Raw genomic sequence first — 26,427 nt, forward strand, 5'->3', positions numbered from 1 at the left:
CACGTGAAACGTTCAGCAGTGAATTCGATGCACACGATCCGATACGCACACCAAGCCGCGGCAGCGGCCGACTGATCCGCCGGATTCTCACGACGACGAACGGTTCACGGGAATCCGACCGGAGACCCGAGACTTGATAGGCGGCTTCCATGACCGACCACACGACCCGAGACCGAGGTGCCATCCCCGGGGCCGCTGCGCGCGGCCGCGTCGCCAGAGCGACTCTGGCCGGCACCACACTCGAGTGGTACGACTTCTTCCTGTACGGCACGGCGGCCGCACTCATCTTCAACAAACAGTTCTTCCCCGATCTGAGTCCCACGGCCGGCACCCTCGCCGCGTTCAGCACGTTCGCGGTGGGATTCATCGCCCGGCCGCTCGGAGGTCTGGTATTCGGGCACTTCGGTGACCGTATCGGGCGCAAGGCGACGCTGGTCGTCTCGCTCGTGATGATGGGCGTCGGATCGACGCTGATCGGTCTTGTCCCCAACTACGACGCGATCGGCGTCTGGGCGCCTGTTCTCCTGGTGGTCCTGCGTGTTGTCCAGGGCATCGGATTGGGCGGTGAGGGAGCCGGCGCGACGCTGATGTCGATGGAGCATGCCCCCGCGGGGAAGAAGAACCTGTATGCGGGGTTTCCCCAGATGGGAACACCCGCGGGGCTCGTGCTCGCCAACGGCATCTTCCTCCTCGTCGGCAATGTCCTACCGGATAGTGCGTTCCAGGCCTGGGGTTGGCGAATCCCGTTCCTGCTCAGCTTCGTTCTGGTCGCCATCGGGCTGGCCATCCGCCTGCGCATCACCGAGTCACCCTCTTTCACCGGGGTCGTCCAGAACCATGCGGTCGCGAAACTGCCGATCCGCGAGGCCCTCGACGTCGGTTTCGTTCGCCTGGCACTGACGCTTGCCGCGGTGGTCGCCAACTCCGCGGTGGCCTACGTGTTCATGGTCTTCGCGCTGTCCTACGGAACGCAAGAACTCGGCTACGACAAGCAGTTCCTGATCCTGGGGGTCATGGCGGCTGCTGCCCTGTGGTTCGCGTCGATTCCGGTGTGGACCATGGTGGCCGACAAATACGGGCGGCGCACGATGTTCATCGGCGGCTCGGCGGCGATCCTGATCTGGTGTGTGGCATTCTTCCCGATGCTCGACACGGCGAACACGGCCGTATCCGCGATCGCGTTCGTCGGCATGGGGCTGATCATTCCCATAACCCACTGTGTACAGGGCAGCATTATCGCCGACACCTTCCCCGCCAGGGTGCGGTATTCGGGGTCGTCCCTGATCCTGCAGAGCGGCGCCATCCTCGGCGGCGGCCTGGCGCCGATGATCGCCACCGCACTGCTCGATGCCACCGAATCGTCTGCGGGGGTCACGTGGTACCTCGCCGTCATGTGCGCGATCAGTCTGTGCGGAGCCATCGCGCTGTTCCGGGTGGTGCCGGATTCGTCGCGTGGACTACAGCACGACGAGTCGCCGACGTCAGGTGGTGCCGAGCCGGCCGCAGCCCTCGGCGAGGAGTCTGTCGCAGCGAGGCTCTGACACGATGACGAAGCCCGGCCCCTTCTGCGGGGGCCGGGCTCAGTGGTGTTTTACGGCCGCCGGCCCCGCTGGCTCCCGGTTGCCGCGATGAGTTCGAGCAGCGCGCCGGTCAGTTCCGAATCGGGGTCGGCCAGGTCGAGAAAGACATCGTAGTGGTTACGACCGGGGACGGTGAGCAGTCGGCTCGACGACCGTGCCGACCAGAGCTCGTGGAAGTGCCGGCTCTGTTCGAGGAATCCGGCGCCGTCGTTCTCGGCGACAGCGATCACCGAAACCGGCTCCGCCACGCCCTCCGGGCGCGGCGGAGCGAGCGCTGGGCTCAGCGCGGCGGCCCGCCCGAGGTCCAGGTTCAGCCACTCGGAGGTGAAATCGACCAGTGGACGCAGATCGAAGAGGCCGCTGATCGGCATCGCGGCGCGGACCACGTCGGCCGGTAGGCCGAACTCTGCCTGCCAGCCGGGCATCATCGTCGTACCGGTCAGATGCCCGCCCGCGGAGCTGCCCCCGACGACGATCCGGTTCGGGGCCAGTCCGTATCCCCTGCCGTGATGGAATATCCAGGCAACGGCCGCCCGCACCTGCCTGACGATCTCTTCCAGCGGGGTGGCGGGCGCCAGGCCGTAGTCGACGGTGACAGTGGCGATGCCCGCGTCGTCGAGCACCCGTGCCATGAATGCGGTGTCGTGGCGAGAGAGCATCCGCCAGTAGCCGCCGTGAACGGCGAGGAAAACGGGCCGGGGCTCGGTGCCCACCCCCCAAATGTCCAACTGCTGGCCGCCGGCCTCGTCGTAGGTGATGCCCTCGTGCCCGGACAGGCCCCGCACGGCCTCGTCCGAGCGCACGCGGTAGTCGGCGATCACCCTGTCGAAGACCTCGGGGGCGACGGAGTTGCGAACGTTGTAATCGGCATCGATTCGTGGGTCGGACACTGGTGTTCCTTCGGGGAGTTCGGTGGCAATAGGCCGGCGGATATCGCACAGCACGATGCGGGGGATGTATTCGGGTATACAGCACGCCGCCGTCCCGAGAAATACCCCCGACGTCATGACCATTCGGGCATAGGTAGCGTTCGAATTTGCATTTCCCCGACATGACGATCTCGATCACAGTGGAGGTATGACCGCACAGCCGCAAGAGTGGATCCGGAACTTCGTCGACGGCGCGTTCGTCGACCCCGATCCCCACCGGGCGTTCGCCGCTGTCGATCCCGCCACCGGTGCCACCTTCGCGCAGGTCCACGAGGCGGACCGCGGCCTCGTCGACCGCGCTGTCGCGTCGGCCCGCGCCGCACTCGCCGCAGGCTGGGCCGATCGGCCGGTCCGCGAGCGGGCCGACCTGTTGCGGCGCGCGGCGGACCGTATCGAGGAGCGTTTCGACGAGTTCGTCGCCGCCGAGATCGCCGACACCGGCAAGCCGATCACACAGGCGCGCGAACTCGATATCGCTCGGGCGCCTGCCAATTTCCGTACCTTCGCCGATGTCGTCTCCGCCGCCGGGCAGGAGTCGTTCCTCACCGAAATGGTCGGGGGCCGCCGGGCCCTCAACTACGCGGTCCGCAAGCCGCTGGGAGTCGTCGCCGTCATCGTGCCGTGGAACCTCCCACTGCTGCTGCTCACCTGGAAGGTCGCACCGGCCCTCGCATGCGGCAACGCGGTTGTCGTCAAACCCAGCGAGGACACCCCGTCCACGGCGACCCTCCTCGCGGAGGTCCTGGCCGAGGTCGGATTCCCGCGCGGCGTCTACAACGTCGTACACGGGTTCGGTGCCGGCTCCGCCGGCGCGTTCCTCACCGAGCACCCGCACATCGACGGCGTGACGTTCACCGGATCATCGTCGACCGGCTCACAGGTCATGAAGACGGTGGCACCCCGGGTGCGGCCGGTGTCCTTCGAACTGGGCGGAAAGAACGCGGCCGTCGTTTTCGACGATGTCTGCCTGGACGAGGCGATCGACGGCCTGAGCCGGTCCATCTTCACCAACACCGGGCAGGTGTGCCTGTGTACCGAGCGCGTCTACATCCAGCGCGCGGTCTTCGACGACATAGCGGCGGGCCTCGTCGAACGCGCCGGGCGGCTCTGCCTGGGCCGGCCCACCGACGCGGCAACCACCACCGGTCCGCTGATCTCGCACAAGCACCGGCAGAAAGTGCAGGCCTACCTCGAACTCGCCGAGGCAGCGGGTGCCGAGATCCGCACCGGCGGTGGCATCCCGGCGATGGGCCCCGACCTCGACGGCGGCTCGTGGATCGAGCCCACGCTGTGGACGGGCCTCACCAACCGCGACCGGGTGCTGCGCGAGGAGATCTTCGGCCCCGTCGCCGCGCTCATCCCGTTCGACACCGAGGCCGAGGCCATCGCGCTCGCCAACGACACCGACTATGGGCTGGCCGCCGCGGTGTGGACCAACGACCTGCGACGCGGACACCGCGTCGCGCAAGCCATGAACGTCGGCATGTCGTGGGTCAACACCTGGTTCCTCCGCGACCTGCGGTCCCCGTTCGGCGGCGTCGGGCTCTCGGGCCTCGGGCGCGAAGGTGGCCAGTCGTCGCTGCATTTCTACACCGAGTCGACCAACGTGTGCGTACAGCTGTGACGGCGCCGGACCATCCACGAAATACCTGGAGCAGGAGATGACGAAGTCCCAAACAGCGGGCCCCGGCGATATCGAGACGCTGGCGCGCCGACTCGACAACGCGCAGACGTCGAGGACCGACACCCGCAGCCTCGAAGAGGACACCTCGCTGGGCATCGACCTCGACGTCGACACCGCGTACCTGGTGCAGGAGGCGCTGCTCGGGTTGCGGACCATGCGCGGTGAGCGGGTCGTCGGCGTGAAGCTGGGCTTCACCAGCAAGGCGAAGATGGCGCAGATGGGAGTGTCCGACGTGATCGTCGGGCGCATCACCGATGCGATGCAGGTGGCCGACGGCGGTGACACCGATCTGCGGGGCTATATCCATCCGAAGGTGGAACCCGAGGTGGCCTACCGGATCGGGCGCGATATCCCGCTGGCCGACCTCGACAACCCGGACACCGACATCGTGGCCTGTGTCGACGCGATCGCGCCCGCCCTCGAGATCATCGACTCGCGCTACCGCGACTTCCGATTCACCTACGCCGACGTCGTCGCCGACAACACCTCGGCATCCGGCTTCGCCGTGGGCACGTGGCTCCCTATGCGCGAGGCCGCCGACCGTGCGGTGCGACTGCGGGTCGGCGACGAGCAGATCACCGGAACGACAGCGGCGATCCTCGGTGACCCGGAAGAAGCGCTCCGCGCGCTACTGGATATGTGCCGCCGGCGGCGGATCCCCCTACATGCCGGATACGTGGTACTCGCCGGCGCGGCGACCGCGGCGATGCCGCTGACCGAAGCGACCGTGGAGTGCGAGATCGCCGGGATCGGGACCGTGAGCCTGACCGGTGTTCGACGATGACGCAGAACGATGAGGGAGAACGTATCGTGACGAACAACGCCGATGTATCCGCCGGCGGTCTACCGGGGCAGGGAGCCGATTCCGGTAGCGCAGTCCTCACCGGCCACGCCGCGCCCCGCGGACGATTCCCTCACGTCAAGGTCGTCGGGGATCTCATCTTCGTCTCCGGTACCAGCTCGCGCCGGCCCGACAACACGTTCGTCGGTGTCGAGGTCGACGAGATGGGTACCACCGACCTCGACATCCGCGCACAGACCCGCGCTGTCATCGAGAATATCCGCGGGATTCTCCGCGAGGTCGGCGCAGGACTCGAAGACGTCGCGCAGATCACGACCTACCTGGTTTCGATGAACGATTTCGGTGGTTACAACGAGGCGTACAGCGAGTACTTCGACGAATCCGGGCCGACCCGGACAACCGTGGCCGTGCACCAGCTGCCACATCCGCACCTGTTGATCGAGATCCAGGCGATCGCGCATCGGCGTACGACCACCTGAGTCGATTCGGCACCGACTCACTGCCCCACCCCCACAAGCGATTTGGAGTAGACGCCATGACCCGCATTCCGGAGGTCATCAATTTCCATGGTTGGATCGCCGAGCACGAGCACCTGCTGCAACCACCGGTCAACAACAGGACCATGGCGCTGGGCGAGGACTTCATCGTCCAGATCGTCGGAGGACCGAACGAGCGCACCGACTACCACCGAGAACCCTACGAGGAGTGGTTCTTCCAGATCAAGGGAGATATCCACGTCAACATCATGACGGACGAGGGACCGCGCAGGATCGACATCCGCGAAGGTGAGTGCTGGCTGCTGCCCGGTAACGTGCCGCATTCGCCGCAGCGGCCCGACCCGGACTCGGTCGGCCTCGTGATCGAACGGGTACGCCGGGAGGGCACCCTCGAGAAGTTCCAATGGTACTGCCTCGAATGCGACGCACTGGTCCACGAGATCGAGCTGCAGGTGCGCAGCATCGTCGACGACCTTCCTCCGGTATTTACGCAGTTCTATGCCGACGAGGCGGCGCACAAGTGCCCGAACTGCGGTGCCATCCACCCCGGGAAAGGCTGAAGGTGAACAACATCATCGACGTCCACACCCACTATGTCCCCCGAGGGTGGCCGGATATCAGTGCAGAGGCCGGCGCCGACGCCCCGTGGCTGCGGATCGAATCCGAACACGACGCCATGATCATGATGGGCACCAGGGAGTTCCGGCGGATCCAGTCGGACTGCTGGGATGCGGCGGTGCGCCTACGCGATATGGACACAGACGGGGTGCGCACTCAGGTAGTCTCGCCGACGCCGGCCTTCTTCAATTACGGGCGCACCGGGGAACAGGCGGCAAAGATCGCCCGCATCTTCAATGACATTGCCCTCGAAATCACCGCGCCCGCGGGCGACCGGATGATCCCGTTCTGCCAGGTTCCATTGCAGGACACCGACCTGGCGTGCGCGGAACTCGACCGCTGTCTGGAGAACGGGCATCGCGGCGTGGAGATCGGAAACCACGTGGGTGACCGGGACCTGGACGACGAGGGCATCGTTACGTTCCTACAGCACTGCGCAGACCGCGATGTCCCCGTCTTCGTACACCCGTGGGACATGCCCAGCTCCCCGCGTCTGGAACGGTGGATGTCGCGCTGGCTCACCTCGATGCCGGCGGAGACCCACCTGTCGATCCTGGCGCTGATCCTCGGCGGCGTCTTCGACCGCGTCGACGAACGCCTGAAGATCGCCTTCGCCCATGGCGGCGGCTCGTTCGCGTTCTGGCTCGGTCGCACGGAGAACGCCTGGCACGGCCGCAACGACATCATCGGAACCTCGGAGTTTCCGCCGTCTCACTACATCGGTCGCTTCTACGTGGACTCCGTGGTGTTCGACGAGCGCGCCCTGCGGGTGCTGGTCGACACCGTCGGCGCCGAACGGGTCATGGTCGGCAGCGACTACCCGTACCCACTGGGTGAGCGGCCCGTCGGTGAGGTGGTGCGCAAGAGCGAATTCTTGGGTGACACAACTCGCGACCTGATCACCCACCGTAACGCGGAAAGATTCCTGGGACTCTGATCCAGCACTCACGACGCGCTCGAGAGTGTCCTCTCACTCATGGCCACTGCGGGATTTCCGCCACCGTCATTCCGGAGACGACGATAAGCGGGCCTTCGTCTCGTGTCGGTACTTCGAAGTGGTCTGCACATTTCGCGAGTTTCAGCGTTGACCTGTTGCCGTCGGGTTACGGAATAGCTTCCCATCCGTCCCAAGGCCGCTGACCGCGGCGGCCACGCAGGGAATCCACGCGCAGCTGCGCCTGGGCGAGCCGCGAAGGTTCCTGCGCGGCAGCCTGCGCAGCCATGCAGGTCATCCGCATTTCGCGGATGTCCCGCAGCAGCGCGAACCCCGGCTGTTCCGTGACGTCGTAGCCGTAGGCGGCCACGAATTCGGTGTACTGCTGCGCGTGAATCCATCCGAATGAGCTGAATCGATGGCAGTCGAGGTCAGATCCCATTCGGGCGGGCCGATGGATGTGCGCCGCCAGGTCGAGGAAGAGGGTCGTGCCGTCGTCGGCGGTGACGACGTTCCCTTCCCATGCATCTCCGTGGACGGTCCCCACTGCCGTCCGGCTATGCGGTGCGACCATGCGTTTCGGAGGTCGTCGAGGTGCTGATGGAGCCATTGGCGGTCTTCGGCCAGCAGGGTGATCGCCGCATCGGTGAGCCTATTGGTTGTGTCCGGAGGGGGACTTGAACCCCCACGCCCTATAACGGGCACTAGCACCTCAAGCTAGCGCGTCTGCCATTCCGCCACCCGGACCGGTGTGCCCAGCAAGAGTATCTGATCGCGCGGGCAAGGCAAAATCGTGGGCCTCACCTGCGGAAATGTCGACACGGGGTACGCGGTATGGAAGGGGTGGATTGCTGCTCGCCGTACCGGCGCCTGGAGGATGTCGAGGGGTGTCGGACCGCGGCAGGGGTGGGATCGGGTGGTCGCGGATCGTGGAGTAGGTCGATGACCGCAGCGGGTGTGTTTCGCCGGAAGGAGGGCAGGCAAGCCGCAAGCGCACGGTTGTGCGCTGTCCGGTCCGTGGTTGCCGTGAATGTTCATCGTCTCGGCGCCGTCGGATGTTCGATCCGGAGCCGTCACGGCAATGAGAGTGTCGCGACGAGGGTGCACGACCTTGTCCTCGTCGCGGCGTGGAGTTTCCGCCGTCCGCCGGTGCGTGCGGAAGAGCAGGGGGTGGGATGCCTTCGGTGCGGATCGGGTCCAGGTGTAGCCAGGCCGTCGCTCTACCTCATGGTGTCGGGGCTGATGCGGTCGCGGCATCCTCGGCCCGGCCTCGCCGATGGGTGATGAGGAACTGCCTGCGGACCGGCGCAGTCCGGCGTGCTGTCGGACAAGTGGTGCCGGCCTCCTGGCTCTGCCTCAGGATTACGTCGAACGTCAGTGTGCGGCAGAGGTTCCGCACATCTGTGGTCAGCCGGGAGCCGTCGTGCGCTGGCCTGGGCTCATCGGACCGGATTTCGCTGCATTCGGCTGCGTCTGTTTGTCGACCGGACGCCCCCACATAAATTGACACGACCGTCATTTCGTATAGCCTCATCATCTGCACAGCGCCCGGGCGCTGGTGTGATCGGGCGTCGCGGCTGCGGTCCTGTGTGGTCGTTCACTGTCGACGTCCGCACACCGCAGATCGCGTCGGCAAAGGGCCGGTGGGCGCCGATGTACGTTCGGTCGGGCCGGCCGCGGGCCTGATCCGTATCCCGCGCATCCTGATCAGAAGGGACCCCCGATGGTTACCGCCACCCCGACCGAACAGAGTTGGGGCAAGCTGTCCGAGCCGGTTCGTTCCGACGCCGCAGGCGCCGACGACCCGGTGTGGAAGGACAACGCCTACCTTTCGTTCTGGGATTCCGCCGCAGCGGTTTTCGGTACGGTGCACGTGTCGACTTCGCCGAACGCGCCGGACACCCGGCGGGCCCGGTTCAGCGTGTCTGTAGCGGGGCGGGTGACCGAAGTGGTCGAAACGCTCGAGGTGGGGACCTTCAGCGGTGAGAGTGTTCATTTCGGCTTGGACGGCCGGGTACGTGTCGAACACCCGCTCGTCTCCGCCGAACTCGTCAACGCGCCACTGTTCGCCGCCGCCGATTACGCCGGCAACAACGCTATCCCGTCGCTGGGAGCCGCCGCGCCACTACAGCATTTTCAGCAGGCGTGCACCGTCGCGGGCAGTATCACGCTGGAGGGGGAGACGGTGGCTGTCTCCGGGCGCGGTATGCGGGACCGGACGTGGGGATTCCGGGACGAATCGTCGCAGTGGGTCGAATTCGCGGCCCTGTTCGTGGTGCAGGATTCGGCGTTCGTCACGGCGATGAAGTTCCGGAACGCCGACGATTCGCTGACGGCGGATGGTTTCGTCATCGACAGCACGGGTTCGAGGGCGATCACTGCCGTCACCTTCGCCCGGGACGCGGCCGCCCAATTCCGCTGGGCGCGGCTCGAACTCGAGGACGGTACGACCAGGATGGTATCGCTGGGCGCTCGACTCGGTGGGTTCCGGGTACCGGCGGGGCCGGCCGAGACCGACGGGCCGGCGCTGGGGGTCTACGACGACTTCCTGTCGTTCGATGCCGGTGAGGGCATTTTCGAGCAGGCGATCCTGCACCGGGTCGCCTGACCGGCGGCGACGAGAAGGAGCGGATACACCATGTCCTATGTCCTGCGCGTTCTCCAGGCTGCGCGATTCAAAGGCCGTCCCACCGAGCCCGATCTCGCGGCCGCGGCAGGTCTCACCGATACCGCGTTGACGGCCGTGTTGGAGCCGCTGCTGCACGCAGGGGAGCTGGAGCGTGTGGGTGTGCGCGTCAAGATCACTCCCGTGGGCCGGGCACGGCTCGACGAACTGCTGGCCATCGAGCGGAGCACCGTCGACCAGGCGTTGCTGCGGCAGCGGTATCTCGGCTTCGGCGCGGTGAACGAGGACTTCAAACAGCTGGTCACTGATTGGCAGTTGATCGACGGTGCGCGCCCGAACGATCACACCGACGTCGAATACGATGCGCGGATCGTGGCGCGGCTGGGCGAGCTGCACGAACGGTTCGCACCGCTGCTCGCGGAATTCGTCGAGCTGGTGCCGCGTCTGGCACAGTACCCGGACCGGTTCGCCGGGGCCTTGGCAAAGATTCGTTCCGGTGATCCGGCCTGGCTGGCGCGGCCGCTGGTCGACAGCTATCACACCGTGTGGTTCGAACTGCACGAGGAATTGATCGGTCTGGGCGGGGTGTCCCGGGCACGGGAAGAGGCAGCGGGGAGGGCCGAGTGAGCGCGGGCGCACACCCGTCGGTTCTCCCGCTCGGTCCCGCGACTACCGCGGGCCCTGAGCTGCTGGGCGGTAAAGCATGGAGCCTGCAGCGGATGTCGGCGCTCGGAATCCCGGTTCCGCCGGCATTCGTCATCACCACCGAGGTGTGCCGATGGATGCACAGCGCCGGGGAGTCGGTACTTCCCGGAGAAGTGTGGGATTCGGTGCCCGCCGCGGTGGCGGAGCTGGAATCGGCCACCGGCCGCCGGTTCGGCGCCGGACCGAGGCCGCTGCTCGTCTCGGTCCGCTCGGGCGCGGCGACCAGCATGCCCGGAATGATGGACACCGTGCTCAACCTGGGCACGAACGACGAGGTCGAACGGGCACTGGCCGATCAGTTCGGGGATACCGCATTCGCCGCCGACACCCATCGCCGATTCCGCGCACAGTACGAAAAGGTGGTCGGGCGGACGCCGGTCGCGGACCCGTGGGAGCAGTTGCGTCGTGCGATCGAGGCGGTGATCGGTTCCTGGCGTTCGCCGCGTGCTGTCGGATATCGCGAGAGTCGCGGCCTGTCCCACGACGCCGGAACTGCGGTCACCGTGCAGGCGATGGTCTTCGGCAATCTCGACGACCGCTCGGGGACCGGCGTGCTGTTCACCCGCAACCCGCTCTCCGGCGCTGCCGAACCTTACGGTGAGTGGCTGCCACGTGGCCAGGGCGAGGATGTGGTGTCCGGCCGCGCGGACGCGTTGGCGGTCGCGGAGCTGGCCGACACGATGCCGGCGGTTTACACCGATCTGCTCGCCGCGGCGAACCGGCTGGAGGCCGACGCCCGCGACGTGCAGGATATCGAGTTCACAGTGGAGAACGGCGCGCTGTGGCTGCTGCAGTCACGGGTCGCCAAACGTACTCCGGAGGCCACGGTCCGACATGCGGTACTGCTTCGGCAGGCAGGGCTCATCAGCGAGGGCGAAGCGCTCGACCGGGTGACATCCGAGCAGGTTCGCGCTGTCCTGGATCCGCGACTCGACCGCGCCGAGTTGGCCGCGACCGCTGCGGTCGCCACCGGCAAACCGGCGTGTCCGGGTATTGCCACCGGTCGCGTCGTCAGCGACTCCGCCGAGGCCGAGGAACGCGCGGACCGGGGGGAAGTGGTGATACTGGCCCGGCCGACCACCGACCCCGACGATGTGATGGCCATGTCGGTGGCCGCGGCGGTGATCACCGAACTCGGCGGGTCGACCTCGCACGCGGCGGTGGTCTGCCGGGAGATGGCCGTACCGTGCGTGGTCGGTTGCGGTACCGGATCGCTCACCGCGCTCACCGGGCAAACGGTCACCGTCGACGCGACGGCCGGAGCGGTGTATCCCGGCGAGCTCACCGTTGTCTCCGGAGCCCCGGCCGACGATCCCGATATCGCGCTGCTCACCCGATGGGCACGTGCGGAAAACCCCTACGGCGCAACGGGTTCGCTACCCGATCTGCTCCTGCGACGCAAAATGGAGAGAGTTCGATGAGCACCCGCGAAATGGTCGAGGAAACGCTCGACAACACGACGATCGATCCCGCGGTCACCTGGACCACCGGCAATGTCGCGGAGGCGTTTCCGGGTGTGTTCACCACATTGGGGTTCACCTTCATCAACGCGTCGGTGGAATTGGCGACCCGCACCACATTCCGGAACCTCGGTGTCCTCACCGGGAAACAGGTCTATGTTCCCGATCAGCCGGAGGATATGTTCTGGACATTGTTCGCCGGGCGGGCGGCGGCCAATATCGACAAGTTCCGGGAGATCGCGAACATCACCCCCGGCACCTCGGCGACGGCGGTGGAACAGCAGCTCTTCGGTTATGTGCGGCCGGAGACGGTCGACGCGAACAGCGCCCGGCGCTATCCCGTCATCATGATGAAAGCGCCGTCGGCGGTGCTCCGGCTGCCCAAGCGCCACGATGCCGAATTCGCCGGGCTGCGCCGCTGGCGGCTGGCTCATCTGGACGGTATCGACACGCTGGACCACGCGGGGTGCGTCGAACTGCTCGACGACGCGCGACAGCGTTTCCAGCGCATGCTGACCGCGCATATGCTCGTCGCGTTCGTCAGTTCCGGGCTCGCGGACCGGGTCACCGATATGCTGGCCGGGCTCGACCTGGACCACCTCGCGCCGGCGCTGCTGTCCGGGGTCGGATCGGACGAGAGCGAGATCGCGAACGATCTGTGGGCGCTGGCACATAACGAGATTTCGCTGCGCGAGTTCACCGACCGGCACGGCTACCACGGCAACAACGAGGGCCAGCTGTCCGGTGTCACCTGGCGCGAGGACCCCGCCCCGGTACTCAACCGGCTCGCCGACTACCGGGCCATCGCCGCGGACAGCCCACGGGCACCGCGCAATCGGAGCCGGGAACAGATCGAGATCCGGCAGCGGGCGCTGGCAGAGGTTCAGGCGGCGCTGCCCCGGCACAAGCGTGGCGGCGCGGCCAGGTATGTGCGGTGGGCCGCTCGCTGGATCGCACTGCGGGAGCAGGGCAAGGCCGGGTATCTGCTGACCTTCGATATCGCCCGGGCCGTCATGCGGCGGCAGGGCGCCCTGCTGGTCGCAGCGGGCGTGATCGACGATATCGATGACGTCTTCCACCTGTCCTACGACGATGTGTGCGCAGGGGTCACCGGTGATCAACGCGGGCTGGTCGCGGCGCGACAGGCACAGTACGACCAGCGTGGCGAGTACCGGCTGCCGCAGGCCTGGGCCGGTGTACCGCAGCTGATCAAGTCCGGTGAGACCGATTCCCCCGCCCTGGATGTCTCCGGCGTCGTGACCGGGGTGGCGGCCAGTGGTGGTGTGGTGGAGGGCCGGGCCCGGGTGGTCCGCGACCCCTCGACCACCGAACTCGACGACGGCGACATCCTCGTCTGCGAGGCGACCGACCCGAGCTGGGTGTCGCTGTTCCTCGTCGCGGCCGGCGTCGTCACCGACTACGGCGGCCTGCTCAGCCACGGGCCGATCGTGGCCCGCGAACTCGGAATCCCCTGTGTCTGTGGCACCGAGAACGGCAGCTACCGGATCCGCGACGGCCAGCACATCCGTCTGGACGGCGATGCGGGCACTGTCACCCTCATCGGATGAGCCCGACTGTGCGGTATCGGATCCGGCCCGCCGGCCGGTGGGGCGGATCCGATACGCACCGGCGGCTACCAGAGAGCGCCGCGCAGCAGCGCGGTGAGTTGGTCGATCATCGGCTCGAGCCTGTCCTCGTCTCCGACGAACCCCGCGTACATGCTCATTCCCCACACCACGGCGATGAGCACCTCGGTGGCGGTCGCGATATCGACCTCCGGTCCGATGGTCCCGTCGGCCGCGGCGGCCATGAGTGCCGGCCGGATGAAGCCGCGCACATTATCGATCTGTTCCTCGGCCCAGTCGGCCAGCTCCGGATTGCGCAGCGCATCGAACAGCGAGGCCGCGAGAAACCTGACGTAGGTACGGTTCTCGGAATCAGCTTGCATGGTGATGCGCAGGAATGCGGCCATCCGGTCGGCGAGGTCGGTCGCCGACCCTGCGTCGGCGATACCGGCGGTGATCACACTGTCTTTATCGGCTTCGAACAATGTGCGGTAGAGCTCGTCCTTGCTCCGGAAGTAATGGTTGATATTGGTGCGGGTCACCCCGGCACGGGTCGCGATACCGGAGAATGTCGCCCGGTCGTAGCCGACTTCGCTGAACAATTCACGCGCTGCCCGCAAGATGGAGTCGCGGGTTTGCGCTCCGTCCGATCCGGGCGGCCGCCCGCGGCCACGGCGGGGTCGCGCTGCCGAGCCGGTCATCACCGCGCTACCTCTCGTCGGCTGCTTCCCAAGTGCTGTCTCCGCCAGGCATACCGCCCCGGCCGGCCCCCTGGAGCGACAGCTCGCGGCGGGCACATCTTCCGCACGGACAGCACCGGACAGAGTGTAGCTGTCCGGTTTGCCGTGGTCCGGAAGCAGTCTCGCCGGGGTTACGCCGCGCGCAGGAACCCCACCGCAGATCTCGTCCCCTCGTTCGCTGTCCGCAACCGCTGTCTGGAGTTCAGTTCTTGAGCAACGTCCCACCCGGTACGCCTGCCCCTTCCTGCCCCGCCCGTCCGATCTCCCCGTTCGACTCCGACGATCCTCGGATGCCGCTGTTCGCACCGGAATTCGCCGCCGCCCCACACGCCCACTACCACGAAATGCGGCAGCAGTACGCCTCGTTGATGCCGGTGGAACTGGCGCCCGGCGTACCCGCGACGCTCGTGATCGATTACCGGACCGCGGTGCGGATCCTGAACGATCCCGAGCATTTCCCGGCCGATCCACGCACCTGGCAGCAGGGTATGCCCGCCGATTGCCCGGTCCTGCCGATGATGGAATGGCGTCCGATGGCGACCCGCAGCGCCGGGCCGGAGGCGGCCCGCTTTCGCCGGGCCACCACCGAGAGTGTCGATGAGGTCGATCTCTACGCATTGCACACCACGGTGGAAGAGATCGCCATCTCGCTGATCAACGCCTTCTGCGAGGACGGCAGCGCCGATCTGATCGGCCAGTACACCTTTCCGCTGATCTTCGGAGTGCTCAATGTGCTGTTCGGCTGCCCGCCGGAGGTGGGGCAGAAGATGGCGGCCGGGATGGCGGCGATCGTCGAGGGTATCGATGCCGATCACGGGAATACGATGATCAGCGAGGCGATGCTCGAACTGGTGGCCCTGAAGCGGGCCGAACCCGGCGACGATATAACCTCGGCGCTGTTGCGGCATCCGGCCGAGCTCGACGATCTGGAGATGGTCCACCAGCTGGCCAGTCAGTACGGCGCGGGGATCGAATTCCAGCAGAATTTCATCGTCAACACGCTGCTGTTCATCCTCACCGACGACCGGTTGGGTGGCGGTGTCCTGGGCGGGAGCCTGTCCACCCGGGAAGCACTCGATCATGTGCTCTTCAACGACCCGCCCTTGGCGAACTACCTGCTCACCTATCCGCGGCAGCCGATCCTGATCGACGACGCCTGGCTGCCCGCCCATCAACCGATCGTCGTCAGTATCGCGGCATGCAACAATGATCCGACGGTCAGTGGTGGTGATCGCACCGGCAACCGCTCCCATCTGGCGTGGGGAGCCGGTCCACGCACGTGTCCAGCCCAGTCCATGGCATATCTCATCGCGCAAGACGCCATCGACCAACTGCTCGACGCTCTACCCGAGATCCGGTCGACCGAACCCCCGACCTGGCGACCTGGGCCGTTCCACCGGTCGCTGACCGCGTTGCGGGTGGAGTTCCCGGCGTCGTCGCCGTTGCACAGATCCTGATCACGGCCGGGCCCGCCTCGACGCGGGCCGGTGGGTGATCGAACGCCGCGGTCCGGGGCCATCTCGCCCTGGACCGCGGTGTCGCGTGGTCTCCTGCACAGCGTTGTCCATCATGGGTATCCCCGATCCTGATAACGCCGTCGAATACTCGGATGGGGGCAGGCCCTGGAGTGGACCTGTCAACCTTCCACGGTGCCGGCAGTACCGGCCCCCGGGCGCCGCATGATGGCGACGAGTCGGCGCTCAGCTGCGAGTTGAGTGAGAAGGCCGGCCCCTACCAGTGCTAATTCCTCTGGAGGCAGCCCGCCGCAATGGGATTCGGCGAGCGATACACATATGCGATATGGAGCCGTGTAGATCACTGCGGCCGGAAAGTGCGCTGCACCGCGTTCTTCAGCTCGCTGCCGGTCGGCCAGGGCGCGGTCGAACCCGGTATGGGGTCGGCGAGCGGGCCGGTGCCCGGATCGAGGCAAGCGATTCCGATTGCTGCTATCTCGTCGTCGCCGGCGACATCGAGAAGCAGATCGCGGCATACGATCCAGCCGTCGAGTGAGTCGAGTTCGTTTCGTGAGGGACGCGTTCGGTCTCGCGGCGGTGGATCTGCGAACCATTCCGGCCGCGTGGGAGCTCGCCGCCCCTTCGTAGCGCGGCAGGCATCGACTACAGAATGATCAGTGCTGGTGTAGCCCCACGGCGTCGAGCGCGGACTGCACCGTGCGCCGCACGAACTCCTCGTCGATCGGCCCGAGTTCGGGTAACAACGCACGCATGAGCATCGGCCCGGTGATGAGGTCACATACCCATTCGGAATCGACACCGGGCTCGATCTCGCCCCGGGCGGTCGCGCGTTCCAGGATTGTGGCCGTGGAACGTCGGCGCGGTCGTAGGAACTGCTCTTGGAACCGTTGCGCGACCTCCGGAGTACGACCGAGTTCTTCCAACAGGCCCGGCACGGCCCGGCGCAGCACCGGGTCGTTGAACAGGTCCCGCTGGTGTTGCTGAATCGCGAGCAACTCTGCCTCGATCCCACCCAAATCCTCGGCGCCGGGTTGCAGACCGTACCGATCGATCAGTACCGAGACCACGAGATCGGCCCGGGAGCTGTACCGGCGGTAGAGTGCGGGCCTGCTCGTCCCTGCCGTGTCGGCGACAGCCTGGAGGGTGAGTGCGCCGTAACCGCGTTCGGCGATCAGTTGCGCGGCAGCCTCGAGCAGCGCGGCGTCCACTCGGCTGTCGCGGGGACGGCCGGTGCGGGGGCCGGCGGAGTTGTCGAGCATGGGTTCACCGTACCGAGGGCGATCACCGACACCGCGGCAATGGCCGCAGGTCGGGACCGGACATGGTGCTGTCGCACCGTCCAGAGGAACTGATCGCTCGACCTGTCGTGCAGTAGCATCCTTTCCGCAAGGCCGGATTCCGGTATCGGCGTACGTATCACGGCTCCAGGAGGGTTTTGTGCAGCTTTCGGGCGTGGGAATTTGGAGTTCGCAGTTGCGCTACGGAGATCCGGCCGTAGCTGCGGAGGCGGCGGCCGAACTCGAGCAGCTGGGCTTCGCCGCGGTGTGGATCCCCGACGTCGGCGGACCGGTATTCGATGCCGTGGACAACCTGCTGCAGGCGACGGAGCGCATCGTTGTCGCGACCGGGATCCTGAACCTGTGGATGCACGAACCGTCGGACGTCGCGGCGCGGTATGCATCCCTGACCGATACCTACGGCGACCGGTTCCTGCTCGGTATCGGCGTGAGCCACGCACCGTTGATCGATGCGGGTGACCCCGGTCGGTACCAGAAGCCGTTGGCAGCGACCCGGGCCTATCTCGACGCGCTGGACGTCCTCGACCGGCCCGTCCCCGCAGAGTCCCGGGTCCTGGCCGCGCTGGGACCCAAGATGCTGCACCTTTCGGCGACACGCGCCGGCGGCGCCCACCCCTACCTGGTGACGCCCGAGCACACCGCCACCGCCCGGGCCGCCCTCGGCGACGGGCCGCTGCTGCTGCCGGAGCAGACGGCCATCCTCACCACCGATGCCGAGAAGGCGCGGTCGATCGGCACCGACTGGTTGCGCAACTATCTCCAGTTGCCGAACTACGCGAACAACATCCTGCGGTCGGGTTTCACGCAGGAGGATATCGACACCGTGAGCGACCGGCTCTTCGACGCAATCATCGCCTGGGGTGACGAGGAAGCGGTCCTGCGTCGTGTCGCCGAACATCGAGCGGCCGGCGCCGACCACGTCTGCGTGCAGGTTCTCGAAGCCGACCCGCAGGTGTTTCCCCGCGAACAGTGGCGCCGCCTCGCGGCCGCGCTCGCCTGATCCGCCGCGGCGACACATCGGCACCGATATCAGCGTGAGCTGTGACGCGCTGGGACCGATGCAGCGTCGGAATGTGGTCACCCGTGGGTGTTGATCAGTGCTTCCAACCGGGCAGCCGCCTGGGCGAGTGGGATCACTTCCTGCTCGATTCGCCGGAACTGGGCGGGCCCTGCCGTGGCGACGGCATCGTAGGCGGTCGATTCGGCGCTGGTGAGATGCACGAGCCTCGTCGAGGACGGTTTGATCGGGCAGCCGGCCTTGTCGCGGTTTACGCCGTGGTTGGCGTGGTGGTGCAGGTCGGTGGCCTCCATGAGGATCGAATGGACGGTTTTGGCGGGTAGACCGTCGGAGGTGGGAACGGCCATGGTGGCGCGGAGGCGGTCGAGGATCGCGTAGCCGTCTGCGTCGATATCACCCCAGTAGACGACGTGTTCGGCCGTACGAATCCATGTGATTTCGGCGAGCAGGGAGGCGGCGGCTTTGCCGTTCCCTTCGACGACGACTGTGTTCTGGACGTGCGGGAACCAGAGGCGGCAGTCACGGTTCTCGACAATGAGGACCACGCGTGGGGTGTAGGCCAAGTCGTGTGTGTCGCCGGTGGTCCAGGCGTCGTGCCTGCGTTTTCCCGAGGCGGTGTAATCGGGATCGACGTAGGTCAGGTGAACGACGGCGAGTCGTGGCCGGACTTCGGCGCGTACATCACGTCCCGTCACTGTCTGCAGGAGCCCGCCGTGGGTTTCGAGCCATTTCGAGTGCATGCCCGGGACGGGGAGCTGGCGGGCGGTCCAAGCGCTGACGTCCGGGTGAGCGGAGAGCCAAGCGATGGCGGTGAACAGGATCTCGGTGTCTGCATCGGTGAGCCGGTAGGTGGCCTTCAAGGTAGCCGGGGTGGGCGTCACTCCGGCAGTATCGAGCGACTTCGCCAGCGATCGGGCGCGACCGAGGTCGACTGCCTGAGGTTTCTCTTCGGCTCGGGAGATGAGTTCGACGGCGGCACCGACGTTCTCGGCGACGAGTGTGGCCGGGAGGTCGTAGGTCACACCGCGGATGGTCACCGGCTCGAGGATGATTCCGACGCCTGCGAATTTGCTGATCGTTCGGAGTTCGAAGTTGCGCCACGTGGTGCGCCATTCGTGCCAGGAGCCGCCGTTTGCTCGTTCGACTGCTTTCCCGCTCGACAGGCCCGGACGCAGCGGGACCGAGAAGATTGCCGGTCTGGCGACGCCGTAGTCGGCGCAGATCGCTTCCGCCCACTTCTGTTCGATCCTGTTCCGGAGCACCTCGAGAGCTGCCTTCGATGTCACAAGTCCAGGGCTCATTCACCCTCCGGGGGGATACCGATGATCGGTTTCGCCCAGGAGCGGCTCTGGGCGTTCTTGAGTACCAGGTATTCGGCGTCGACGTGGGGTTCGATGGCGCTGTTCTTGTCGTTGGGGGCGCCGATGATGAGCTGGAAGCCCAGGCCGCGCCAGGCGCCGATGGCGCGACCGGTGTAGCGGGCGTCGGCTTTGATGAGTGCTTCGTCGAGGAAGACGGGGGCGTAGCGGGGACGTTCGGCGCCGGCGTCGCCCAGTTGGTAGCGCAGCGCCGAGCCGACGATGAAGGCGACGAGTTCCTGGGATTCGCCGCCGGATTTCTCGCCGATGTGGTCGTAGAGCGCGACGTGTTCGCCTGCGGCGTTTCGTTTTTCGGCGCTGATTCGGATGTGGTTGCGGACGTCGATCAGGTCGGCGAAGTCGGGGGCCGTGCGGCGGATACGGTCGATGACCTTGGCCATCCGGCTGTAGGCACGTTCCCGGTCGGTATCGGTGTTCGCCTGGTCGATCAGGCGGCGGACGTCGCGGAGTTCCTTGCGGAAGCGAGCGCGGACCGTGGAATGGCTTTCCTGCGGGTCGATCTGCAGCCGATGGTCGTCGTCGGCGAAGGGCAGTTCGGCGAGGATACGGTTGACCGGTTCGATGCGGTCGCGGATTTCCCGGATGGCCGAGGCCAGTTCGCTGTCGAGGCTGGTGAGATCGTTACCGGACAGTTTCAGCAGGCTGTCGCGCCATTGGTTTTCCAGTTCGTGCAGGCGGCTGGTTTCCAGGTCGGTGAGCAGGCGTTCGAAATCGTGGTAGGAATCGTCGGGGTCGGTGCCGAGGTTCGGGTTCGGCCAGCGTTCGACGAAGGTGGAGAACGTTTCGGAGAGTCTGATCCGCGCGTTGCCGATTGCGCTCTCCGCGGCCTGGCGATCGGTGGTGAGCCGGTCGGCTACCCGGTGGGTCGCGGCGTCGAATGCCTTCAGGGCTTCGGCGGCCGGGAGCGTGCCGGTGTCGGCGTTGTCGAACAGTCCCTCGAGGTAGTCGCGGTGATCGGCGGTGACCTCGCGCCCGGAGCGGCGGGCGGTATCGAGTTCCCGCCGGGCGCGTTCGGCCTCGGTGGTGGTGCGCTCCCAGGCCGTCTCCAGGTCCTCCTGCTCGAGCTTGGCCCGCACCGCTCTCTCATTGAGACGTTCGACCTTGTCCGTCAGTTCGTCTACCTGCTTCTGCAACCGGTCGATCTCCGGGTTGCCGGAGTGGACTTCGTCGATGATCTGTGTCCATCGGTCCCGTTCGGCCGCGACGGAGTCGATATCGACTCGGTCCCAGGTCAGTTCGGTCAGGGCCCGGTAGGCGCCGCGGCGATCTTCGAAGGAATCGAGATCGGCCTGGGTCTGCTCGACCTGTGCGTCGGCGGCGGATTTGCGGTCCTCGGCGGCACGGATCTGTTCGTCGAGGCGGGTCAGCAACCGGTCGTTGGTGAAGCCGAGGACATTGGCCCGCCCCTGCCCACCGTGGGCGCCGCGCGCTCCGTCCGAGATCTGGCCGGTGATCGTGAGCGCTTTGCGGTGCTGTGGCAGCAGACGCGGCGTCTCGACACAGACATAGTCGAACCGATCGACGAGTTCGTTCTTCAGCCATGCGGTGAACGGGGAGGGCCGGTAGTCGAGGCGGCCGGGCAGCCGGCGATCGTCGAGCCCGATCTGGTCGCGGAGCCCGGTCCGGACGCCTTCGAACTGGATACGCCGGGCGGTGCGCACGGTGTTGATCTTTTCGCGGAATGTGTTGAGGTGGGCGATATCGATCAGCATCTTGGTGGCGAATCCGCCCAGCGCGAGGTTGAACGCTTCGCGCCACGGCTCGAATTCGGTGCGTACCTCTATCAGTTCGCCGACGAACGGAAGCTGTTCGGGGGTGAGGCCGGCGGCCTCCGCGAGGACTGCACGCGCACGATGCAACTCGCTGGGGATATTGTCCCGGCGGGCGGCGACAGCCTTACGTTCGCTCCGTAGCTCCTGTAGTTCACGAGTCACGCTCGTCTGGTGCGTCTTCGCTTCGGCGAAATGGTTCTGTGCGGTCTCCCGGGCCTTCTTGTCGCCGAGCAGCCGGTGTGCCTGCGTGACCAGGGCGGCGAAGTCCTCGCCGTCGGAAACCGTGGCGCCGATGGTGTCCAGTGCTTTGTCGAGCCGGTGCCGCGCCTGCTCGACCTCATCGAACCGTTTGTCCACGTCCCGCAGCGCACCGCGGGCCCTTTCCAGCCTGTCGCCGCCGGAAGCGCGCAATGTCTCGGTGATCCCGCCCAGTTCGGCCTCGGCGCCCTTGGCCAGTGCCGAGGCCGCGGCGACGGCTTCCTCGGCTTGTTTGCGCCGTCGCCCCAGCTCTTCCTCGGCCGCTCGCAGCAATTCGGCACGGCGTTCGTGCCGCCACAACCCGGCGGGCGAGGCCGAGTCGGTGAACGAACCGAGGCCGTCGATCAGCTCCGCGCGTTCGATCGCGTCGACGATGATGCGGCGGTGCTCCCGGATCGGCGTCAGTGCCCTGACCTGACGGCGTGCGGTGGTCATCTGGGTGCGCGTCCCGGCGAGTTCGTCGAATTGTTTGACCACCTCGTCCGCGGTGGCCAGCGTGGACGGTTCCTCGAGGACCATGGTCTTGTACAGGGCGTCGACGGTGGTGATCTGCTGACCTGCCTGAATCCGGCCCAGCAGCGCGACCGCTTTGTTCCCGTCACCGGCGGCGCCGATTCCGAGCGCGGTATGCAACCGGGCGGTGTATTCGCGGTCGGTGGGGTAGCAGGTCAGCCCGAGTGCTTTCACCGCGGGTTCGGCGAGTCGTTTGTTCGCCGGTCCCGCGAGTGTGCGCAGGTCGAACGGCTCGTCGCAGGTGGCGCGGACCTGGACGAGGTCTTCGAGGGAGCGTGCCGCCGACGGCACGTACCAGGCGCGGACTGCGGTGAATCGCGCGCCGGACGGGTCGGCCCAGGTCATCGCGATCGCCGACCAGGTGTCGCGGCCGTCGCCGCGCAGCACCCGGGCTTTCGTCTCACCCCCGGTGCGCGATTCGTCGAGTTTGCCCCGCGCATACGACAGGATGTTGCGCTGGTCCTTGCCACGCGGACGGCCCACGACACCGCCGTTGGAAGCACCGTTGAACGGCATCGTATGCGGCATGATCAACGCGATATAGGAGTCCATCAGGGTCGATTTGCCCGAGCCGGACTCTCCGCACAGCAGGGTCGCCCCGGGCGCGAACCGCACCCGGTGGTGACCGTCGTATCCGCCCCAGTTCACCAATTGCAGATCCTGCGCCACCCACTGTTGCCCGCGGGACGCCTCGGGAACCAGCCCGAACAGCGTGTCGATCATGGTCACGGCGCGACCTCCTCGCGGGCACCGCGGTCCGGGCCGTCGTTTCGTTCCCGCAGCCAGCGGCTCAATTCACTCAGTTTCTCCGTACTCATCACGACCTCCACCAGCGGCGTGATCCGGTACCGGCCGGTGGTCTCCTCCTCCATCAGCCCTTCCTTGGCCAGCCGAGTCACCGCGCTCCGGATCTCCTGCTGTCCCCGGGCCATATTGGTGTCGTCGGGGTCGAAGTAGGTCAGTACCGTCTGCTCCAGCTCTTCGATATCGACCCGCGCCGAGACCTCACCCGCGACCCGTTCCTGCTGGAACACTGTGCGCAGATGCACCAGCACCAGCGTCTCGGCCCGGTTGTACGGGTCGTCCCGCAACAGGATCGGCACATCCAGTTCCGCCGAACGCACCTGCTGTTTGTAGGCGATACCGCGTTCGTGGTCGACCACCAGCCGGACGAAAAGATCGTGTAGGCGCGACTCGACGAGCTGCTGATTCTCCAGCAGCGTCCGCCATTGCGCGGGGTGCTTGTCCGCCGACAGGAACCGGCGTTGCAGCAGCCGGACCAGTACCCGCCGCACTTCGGCGTCCAGCGTCCCCCTGTCGCCGGCGAACAGTTCCGCCGGGTCTTCCTCCATCGAGACCGGGTCGATGAAACCCGTGTCCTCCGGCCCCACTTCACCGGCCGTGTTCGGCTCATTCATCGGCTGCCTCGGCGTTCCTCACCGCGACCACACCGCCGAGCGCGAACCGCCGCCGAGTCCGGTCCGGGCGGATCGCTTCGACGGTGACCACGGCCTCGGTTTCGGTCATCCCCGTGCGGTGCGCGAGCTCGAGCAAACCGAGCAGGTCGACCGGGCGGCGGATCTCCTCGGGCGCCGCACCGAAAGCAGCCGCGATATCGATGGTGTCCGCGGCGGCGGCGAATCGGGCCAGGTGTTCGTCCAGCGCGGCGTATTTCGGGCCGCCCCAGGCCCGCGTATCGGTGTCCGGCAGCATGTCCTCGTCCCATTCGGCCAGCGGTGCGGGCGGCTGCGGTGGGCGGGGATCACTCGAGGATTGCCGCAGATGCTCGATAGCCGCGGCCGGTAGGCGGCGCAGCGGTGGGATCGGCTCCCGGTGTCGTGAACGGGGGACCCAGCGGTGCAGACCGGTCATGACGTCGCGCAGCAGATCGTCGACCTGCCGGTCCCGCATCGGGTCGTGATTACGGACCTGGGTCGTGATCACATGCGAGGCCTGCCGCTGCGCGGCCAGCACGTCTTTGACACCACGTTCGATCCGGCGCGCGATATCGGTGAACTCGCGCCGTTGCGGTTCGGTCAACTGTGCGGTGAACGGGTGGCGCAGCACCGTGCGCAATCGGCTCGACAAATCATCGATCCGCTCCGGGTCGCCGATGAGGCGCAATGCTCCCGCGAACGCCCGGCCCTCCGGAGTCGCGTCCATGATCTGCCGGCCGCGCTCCAGGTATTCGCGCAGCACCTCACCGGTCGGGCGGGCATCCTGGCGCAGGTCGGCGACCACATCGCGTTGCATGGCCTTGATCGACTCGGCTACCCGGGCGAAATCGGCCGGCAATTCCCGTGCCAGGTGCAGAACGTTTTCCGCCTCCTCCACCAGCCGGTCGTCGTCGACCGTCGCCACGGCGCCACCGCGCTCGAGCCGGTGTAGTTCCTGCTGGCGCTCCCGGATCTCCAGCTCCAGCCGGGCGATCCGGGACATCACGTCCGGGTCGGCGTCCTGTGCGAGCCGCTCCACCGCTTCCAGCAGGGTCCGCACCCGCGATTCCGACACCCGTGTCCGGGAACCACCGACCCGGCCCGCGACCTCCAGGGCGCCCACCCCGTGCGCGGACAACCGATACACCTCGACCTGGTCGTCGAGCACCTGACGCACCAGCCAGCCCGCGTTCACCCACTGGCGGCACAGATCACGCGCATTGCCCGCGGGTAGCGGCAACCTGTCCTCTTCGCCGTAGCCCGCGGCCCGCAACTGGGTCAGCGCAGCACCGATTTCCGCGTGCGCATCCGCCACCGCGACCGCGGCCCGTTCGGCCGTGAACACCGTCGCCAGCATGGTCACCACGAACGGCGCATATGTTTGGTGGAGCAAATCGAGCATCGGGGTCTTGAACGCCCGAAGAGCCCCCTGGTACGCACCCTCTACGCCTCGAATACTCATCGGCGCTCAGGGTACGTCGAGCGGCCGACACACCCGCCGGGACCTCGCACCGGGTCTTCCGGTCGCGGCCCGGAACAGCTGTCGTGGCCCCTCAACCGCCCCGTTCGTAGAGCGCGCGAACAGTATCGACCGTATCGGCGTCGGCGGGCGACTTGTCCTCGCGGTAGCGCACCACGCGGGCGAAGCGCAGTGCCATGCCGCCGGGATAGCGGGTCGAACCCTGCACCCCGTCGAAGGCGATCTCGACGACCTGTTCGGGCCGCAGTCGCACCACGTACCCATCGGTCGGGCCGTCGGCGAGTTCGGTGAAGCGCTCGGTCTGCCACTTCAGCATGGCGTCGGTCATCCCTTTGAAGGTTTTGCCCAGCATCACGAACCCGCCGGTGGCCGGGTCACGAGCGCCCAGGTGAATATTGGACAGGGTGCCGGTGCGCCGGCCGGAACCCCATTCGACAGCGAGAACGACCAGGTCCAAGGTATGAACGGGTTTGACCTTCAACCAGCCGGCGCCGCGGCGGCCCGCCTCGTACGGCGCCGACGGTGATTTGGCCATCACGCCCTCGTGTCCGGCGGCGAGCGTGCGGTCGAGGAACTGTTGCGCTGCAGCGGTGTCAGCGGTCACCAGGCGGTCGACGCGCTGGTCGGCGGGGACGAGCGCATCGAGTGCCGCGAGCCGTTCCCGGGTGGGTAGATCGAGGAGGTCGTGGCCGTCGAGATGAATCAGGTCGAAGAAGAACACCGACAGCGGTTCGAGGTCGCCCGGATTCTTGCTGCCGAACCGGGCCGCGGTGACCTGGAACCGCTGCGGCCGTCCGTCGGGGCGCAACGCGATGGCCTCGGCATCGGCGATCAGATCGGTAGCAGGAAGAGCCAGGGTGGCCGCGACGACCTCGGGCAGCCGGGCGGTGACATCGTCGAGACTGCGGGTGTACACCGAAACCGCTGATCCGGCCCGGTGGATCTGCACGCGCGCGCCGTCCAGTTTCGCTTCGAATATCGCGGTTCCGCCGAGTCGCCCCAGTGCGTCGTCGACCCCGGTCGCGGTCTGCGCGAGCATCGGCCCCACCGGCTGTCCCGCCCGCAGCCGGAACTCCGCCAGCGCCGGCCGCCCTCCGGCGAGCGCCGCGGCCGCCACGGCAGGCAGGTTGCCGGCCAGCATCGCTGCGCGGCGCACCTCGGCCGCGGGTATGCCGGCCGCTTTCGCGACCGCATCGGACATCACGCCCGCGAGGGCGCCCTGGCGTAACTCGCCACTGAGCAGCCGGCGCAGAAATACCTGCTCGGTGCCGGTCGCTGTTTCGAACAGCTTGCGTACCAGATCGGCGCGCGCGGTCCGGGAACCTTTCCCGGCGACCGCGCCGATCCGGGAAAACCGCGCGTCGACGTCGGCGACCGTAAGGGTCGCAGTGGTAGCAGGCGGCGGTAGCGTGCGCAGTGCCGCCCAGCCCACACCGATCTGGCGTTGCGGTAGTTCACCGGAAAGCCAGGACGCGGCCACCGCGACCAGTCGCGCGTCGCCGTCCGCCGCGATACGGCTCAGCAGTGCGGCGAGACGGTCGGTTTTGGCCAGCCGCGCCGACGCGGACGCGATCTCGGTGGATGCGGCGGCGACCTCGGCTAACAGCACGTCAACAGCCTGGCACGCGTACCGGCTTCGATCAATCGGCGTTGCCGTC

General features: G+C 67.0%; 21 protein-coding genes and 1 tRNA gene. 12 read left to right on the forward strand and 10 right to left on the reverse strand.

All coding sequences use genetic code 11. The annotated features are described in order from the left end of the window. Positions 1–149: 149 nt before the first annotated feature. Positions 150–1,541 carry an MFS transporter gene (locus tag QH195_RS23320; RefSeq protein ID WP_280437009.1) on the forward strand — a complete coding sequence of 464 codons (1,392 nt, stop codon included), beginning with the start codon at positions 150–152 and terminating at the stop codon, positions 1,539–1,541. Between the two features lie 50 nt (positions 1,542–1,591). On the opposite strand, the gene QH195_RS23325 is transcribed toward QH195_RS23320, so the two are convergent. Then, positions 1,592–2,470 (reverse strand): alpha/beta hydrolase, encoded by an 879-nt coding sequence (locus QH195_RS23325; protein WP_280437010.1) that lies wholly within the window; start codon positions 2,468–2,470, stop codon positions 1,592–1,594. Positions 2,471–2,657: 187 nt separating this feature from the next. Here QH195_RS23325 and QH195_RS23330 point away from each other — a divergent pair, with 187 nt between their 5' ends. The 5 genes from QH195_RS23330 to QH195_RS23350 are packed head-to-tail and all read left to right on the forward strand — an operon-like array spanning position 2,658 to position 7,047. Beyond that, positions 2,658–4,133 (forward strand): 2-hydroxymuconic semialdehyde dehydrogenase, encoded by a 1,476-nt coding sequence (locus QH195_RS23330; protein ID WP_280437011.1) that lies wholly within the window; start codon positions 2,658–2,660, stop codon positions 4,131–4,133. 37 nt (positions 4,134–4,170) lie between these two features. Next, entirely contained in the window at positions 4,171–4,977 is an 807-nt protein-coding gene (locus QH195_RS23335) for a 2-keto-4-pentenoate hydratase (protein ID WP_280437012.1), read from the forward strand. Next, a complete protein-coding gene (locus QH195_RS23340) occupies positions 4,974–5,474 on the forward strand; it encodes a RidA family protein (RefSeq protein ID WP_348536845.1) in 501 nt (166 codons plus the stop codon). The genes QH195_RS23335 and QH195_RS23340 overlap by 4 nt, the downstream gene beginning before the upstream one ends. 56 nt (positions 5,475–5,530) lie before the next feature. After that, on the forward strand, positions 5,531–6,052 hold the full coding sequence (locus tag QH195_RS23345) for a 3-hydroxyanthranilate 3,4-dioxygenase (RefSeq protein WP_280437013.1): 522 nt from the start codon (positions 5,531–5,533) through the stop codon (positions 6,050–6,052). Between the two features lie 2 nt (positions 6,053–6,054). Further along, the gene (locus QH195_RS23350; protein ID WP_280437054.1) at positions 6,055–7,047 is read left to right on the forward strand and encodes an amidohydrolase family protein; all 993 of its coding nucleotides are present in this window, start codon (positions 6,055–6,057) and stop codon (positions 7,045–7,047) included. Between the two features lie 166 nt (positions 7,048–7,213). On the opposite strand, the gene QH195_RS23355 is transcribed toward QH195_RS23350, so the two are convergent. Together QH195_RS23355 and QH195_RS23360 are read right to left on the reverse strand one after the other, a co-directional pair. Then, positions 7,214–7,618, reverse strand: coding sequence for a hypothetical protein (locus tag QH195_RS23355; protein ID WP_280437014.1), 405 nt, complete (start codon positions 7,616–7,618; stop codon positions 7,214–7,216). Positions 7,619–7,706: 88 nt separating this feature from the next. Continuing rightward, a tRNA-Leu gene (locus QH195_RS23360) sits at positions 7,707–7,791 on the reverse strand. Between the two features lie 976 nt (positions 7,792–8,767). On the opposite strand from QH195_RS23360, the gene QH195_RS23365 reads away from it, so the two are divergent. Genes QH195_RS23365 through QH195_RS23380 form a run of 4 tightly spaced genes read left to right on the forward strand, consistent with a single transcriptional unit; the run spans position 8,768 to position 13,403 of the window. Continuing rightward, complete coding sequence (locus QH195_RS23365; protein WP_280437015.1) at positions 8,768–9,652, forward strand: DUF7065 domain-containing protein; 885 nt, start codon at positions 8,768–8,770, stop codon at positions 9,650–9,652. Positions 9,653–9,682: 30 nt separating this feature from the next. After that, positions 9,683–10,297, forward strand: a complete 615-nt coding sequence (locus QH195_RS23370; RefSeq protein WP_280423723.1) for a MarR family winged helix-turn-helix transcriptional regulator — start codon at positions 9,683–9,685, stop codon at positions 10,295–10,297. After that, positions 10,294–11,796 (forward strand): pyruvate, phosphate dikinase, encoded by a 1,503-nt coding sequence (locus QH195_RS23375; protein WP_280423724.1) that lies wholly within the window; start codon positions 10,294–10,296, stop codon positions 11,794–11,796. Before QH195_RS23370 ends, QH195_RS23375 begins: the two co-directional genes overlap by 4 nt. Next, complete coding sequence (locus tag QH195_RS23380) at positions 11,793–13,403, forward strand: PEP-utilizing enzyme (protein WP_280437016.1); 1,611 nt, start codon at positions 11,793–11,795, stop codon at positions 13,401–13,403. The genes QH195_RS23375 and QH195_RS23380 overlap by 4 nt, the downstream gene beginning before the upstream one ends. 65 nt (positions 13,404–13,468) lie before the next feature. Here the strand turns inward: QH195_RS23380 and QH195_RS23385 are convergent, their stop codons facing one another. Continuing rightward, positions 13,469–14,101, reverse strand: a complete 633-nt coding sequence (locus QH195_RS23385; RefSeq protein WP_280437017.1) for a TetR/AcrR family transcriptional regulator — start codon at positions 14,099–14,101, stop codon at positions 13,469–13,471. Between the two features lie 329 nt (positions 14,102–14,430). On the opposite strand from QH195_RS23385, the gene QH195_RS23390 reads away from it, so the two are divergent. Beyond that, a complete protein-coding gene (locus tag QH195_RS23390) occupies positions 14,431–15,597 on the forward strand; it encodes a cytochrome P450 (RefSeq protein WP_280437018.1) in 1,167 nt (388 codons plus the stop codon). A 671-nt stretch (positions 15,598–16,268) separates the two neighbouring features. Here the strand turns inward: QH195_RS23390 and QH195_RS23395 are convergent. Further along, positions 16,269–16,874 carry a TetR/AcrR family transcriptional regulator gene (locus QH195_RS23395; RefSeq protein ID WP_280423728.1) on the reverse strand — a complete coding sequence of 202 codons (606 nt, stop codon included), beginning with the start codon at positions 16,872–16,874 and terminating at the stop codon, positions 16,269–16,271. A 178-nt stretch (positions 16,875–17,052) separates the two neighbouring features. On the opposite strand from QH195_RS23395, the gene QH195_RS23400 reads away from it, so the two are divergent. Continuing rightward, complete coding sequence (locus QH195_RS23400; RefSeq protein WP_280437019.1) at positions 17,053–17,913, forward strand: LLM class F420-dependent oxidoreductase; 861 nt, start codon at positions 17,053–17,055, stop codon at positions 17,911–17,913. 77 nt (positions 17,914–17,990) lie between these two features. Here the strand turns inward: QH195_RS23400 and QH195_RS23405 are convergent, their stop codons facing one another. The 5 genes from QH195_RS23405 to QH195_RS23425 all read right to left on the reverse strand — a co-directional run bounded on the left by QH195_RS23405 (position 17,991) and on the right by QH195_RS23425 (position 26,378). After that, positions 17,991–19,232, reverse strand: a complete 1,242-nt coding sequence (locus tag QH195_RS23405) for a Wadjet anti-phage system protein JetD domain-containing protein (RefSeq protein ID WP_280437020.1) — start codon at positions 19,230–19,232, stop codon at positions 17,991–17,993. After that, positions 19,229–22,576, reverse strand: coding sequence for an ATP-binding protein (locus QH195_RS23410; RefSeq protein ID WP_280437055.1), 3,348 nt, complete (start codon positions 22,574–22,576; stop codon positions 19,229–19,231). The genes QH195_RS23405 and QH195_RS23410 overlap by 4 nt, the downstream gene beginning before the upstream one ends. Before the next feature lie 2 nt (positions 22,577–22,578). Next, positions 22,579–23,271: a DUF4194 domain-containing protein gene (locus QH195_RS23415; protein ID WP_280437021.1), complete on the reverse strand. Its 693-nt coding sequence runs from the start codon at positions 23,269–23,271 to the stop codon at positions 22,579–22,581. Continuing rightward, complete coding sequence (locus tag QH195_RS23420; protein ID WP_280437022.1) at positions 23,264–24,751, reverse strand: DUF3375 domain-containing protein; 1,488 nt, start codon at positions 24,749–24,751, stop codon at positions 23,264–23,266. Before QH195_RS23420 ends, QH195_RS23415 begins: the two co-directional genes overlap by 8 nt. Before the next feature lie 91 nt (positions 24,752–24,842). Next, entirely contained in the window at positions 24,843–26,378 is a 1,536-nt protein-coding gene (locus QH195_RS23425) for an ATP-dependent DNA ligase (protein WP_280437023.1), read from the reverse strand. Between the last annotated feature and the right edge of the window lie 49 nt (positions 26,379–26,427).

Origin of the sequence: Nocardia carnea, from assembly GCF_029868855.1 — a bacterium.
In the GTDB taxonomy this organism is placed as follows: Bacteria; Actinomycetota; Actinomycetes; order Mycobacteriales; family Mycobacteriaceae; genus Nocardia; species Nocardia carnea_A.

Excerpts from the sequence above, each read along its gene's own strand:
- QH195_RS23320 (WP_280437009.1), top strand. The coding sequence starts at position 150 with ATGACCGACCACACGACCCGAGACCGAGGTGCCATCCCCGGGGCCGCT.
- QH195_RS23330 (WP_280437011.1), top strand. The coding sequence starts at position 2,658 with ATGACCGCACAGCCGCAAGAGTGGATCCGGAACTTCGTCGACGGCGCG.
- QH195_RS23335 (WP_280437012.1), top strand. The coding sequence starts at position 4,171 with ATGACGAAGTCCCAAACAGCGGGCCCCGGCGATATCGAGACGCTGGCG.
- QH195_RS23340 (WP_348536845.1), top strand. The coding sequence starts at position 4,974 with ATGACGCAGAACGATGAGGGAGAACGTATCGTGACGAACAACGCCGAT.
- QH195_RS23345 (WP_280437013.1), top strand. The coding sequence starts at position 5,531 with ATGACCCGCATTCCGGAGGTCATCAATTTCCATGGTTGGATCGCCGAG.
- QH195_RS23355 (WP_280437014.1), bottom strand. The coding sequence starts at position 7,618 with ATGGTCGCACCGCATAGCCGGACGGCAGTGGGGACCGTCCACGGAGAT.
- QH195_RS23365 (WP_280437015.1), top strand. The coding sequence starts at position 8,768 with ATGGTTACCGCCACCCCGACCGAACAGAGTTGGGGCAAGCTGTCCGAG.
- QH195_RS23370 (WP_280423723.1), top strand. The coding sequence starts at position 9,683 with ATGTCCTATGTCCTGCGCGTTCTCCAGGCTGCGCGATTCAAAGGCCGT.
- QH195_RS23380 (WP_280437016.1), top strand. The coding sequence starts at position 11,793 with ATGAGCACCCGCGAAATGGTCGAGGAAACGCTCGACAACACGACGATC.
- QH195_RS23385 (WP_280437017.1), bottom strand. The coding sequence starts at position 14,101 with ATGACCGGCTCGGCAGCGCGACCCCGCCGTGGCCGCGGGCGGCCGCCC.
- QH195_RS23390 (WP_280437018.1), top strand. The coding sequence starts at position 14,431 with ATGCCGCTGTTCGCACCGGAATTCGCCGCCGCCCCACACGCCCACTAC.
- QH195_RS23395 (WP_280423728.1), bottom strand. The coding sequence starts at position 16,874 with ATGCTCGACAACTCCGCCGGCCCCCGCACCGGCCGTCCCCGCGACAGC.
- QH195_RS23405 (WP_280437020.1), bottom strand. The coding sequence starts at position 19,232 with ATGAGCCCTGGACTTGTGACATCGAAGGCAGCTCTCGAGGTGCTCCGG.
- QH195_RS23410 (WP_280437055.1), bottom strand. The coding sequence starts at position 22,576 with ATGATCGACACGCTGTTCGGGCTGGTTCCCGAGGCGTCCCGCGGGCAA.
- QH195_RS23415 (WP_280437021.1), bottom strand. The coding sequence starts at position 23,271 with ATGAATGAGCCGAACACGGCCGGTGAAGTGGGGCCGGAGGACACGGGT.
- QH195_RS23420 (WP_280437022.1), bottom strand. The coding sequence starts at position 24,751 with ATGAGTATTCGAGGCGTAGAGGGTGCGTACCAGGGGGCTCTTCGGGCG.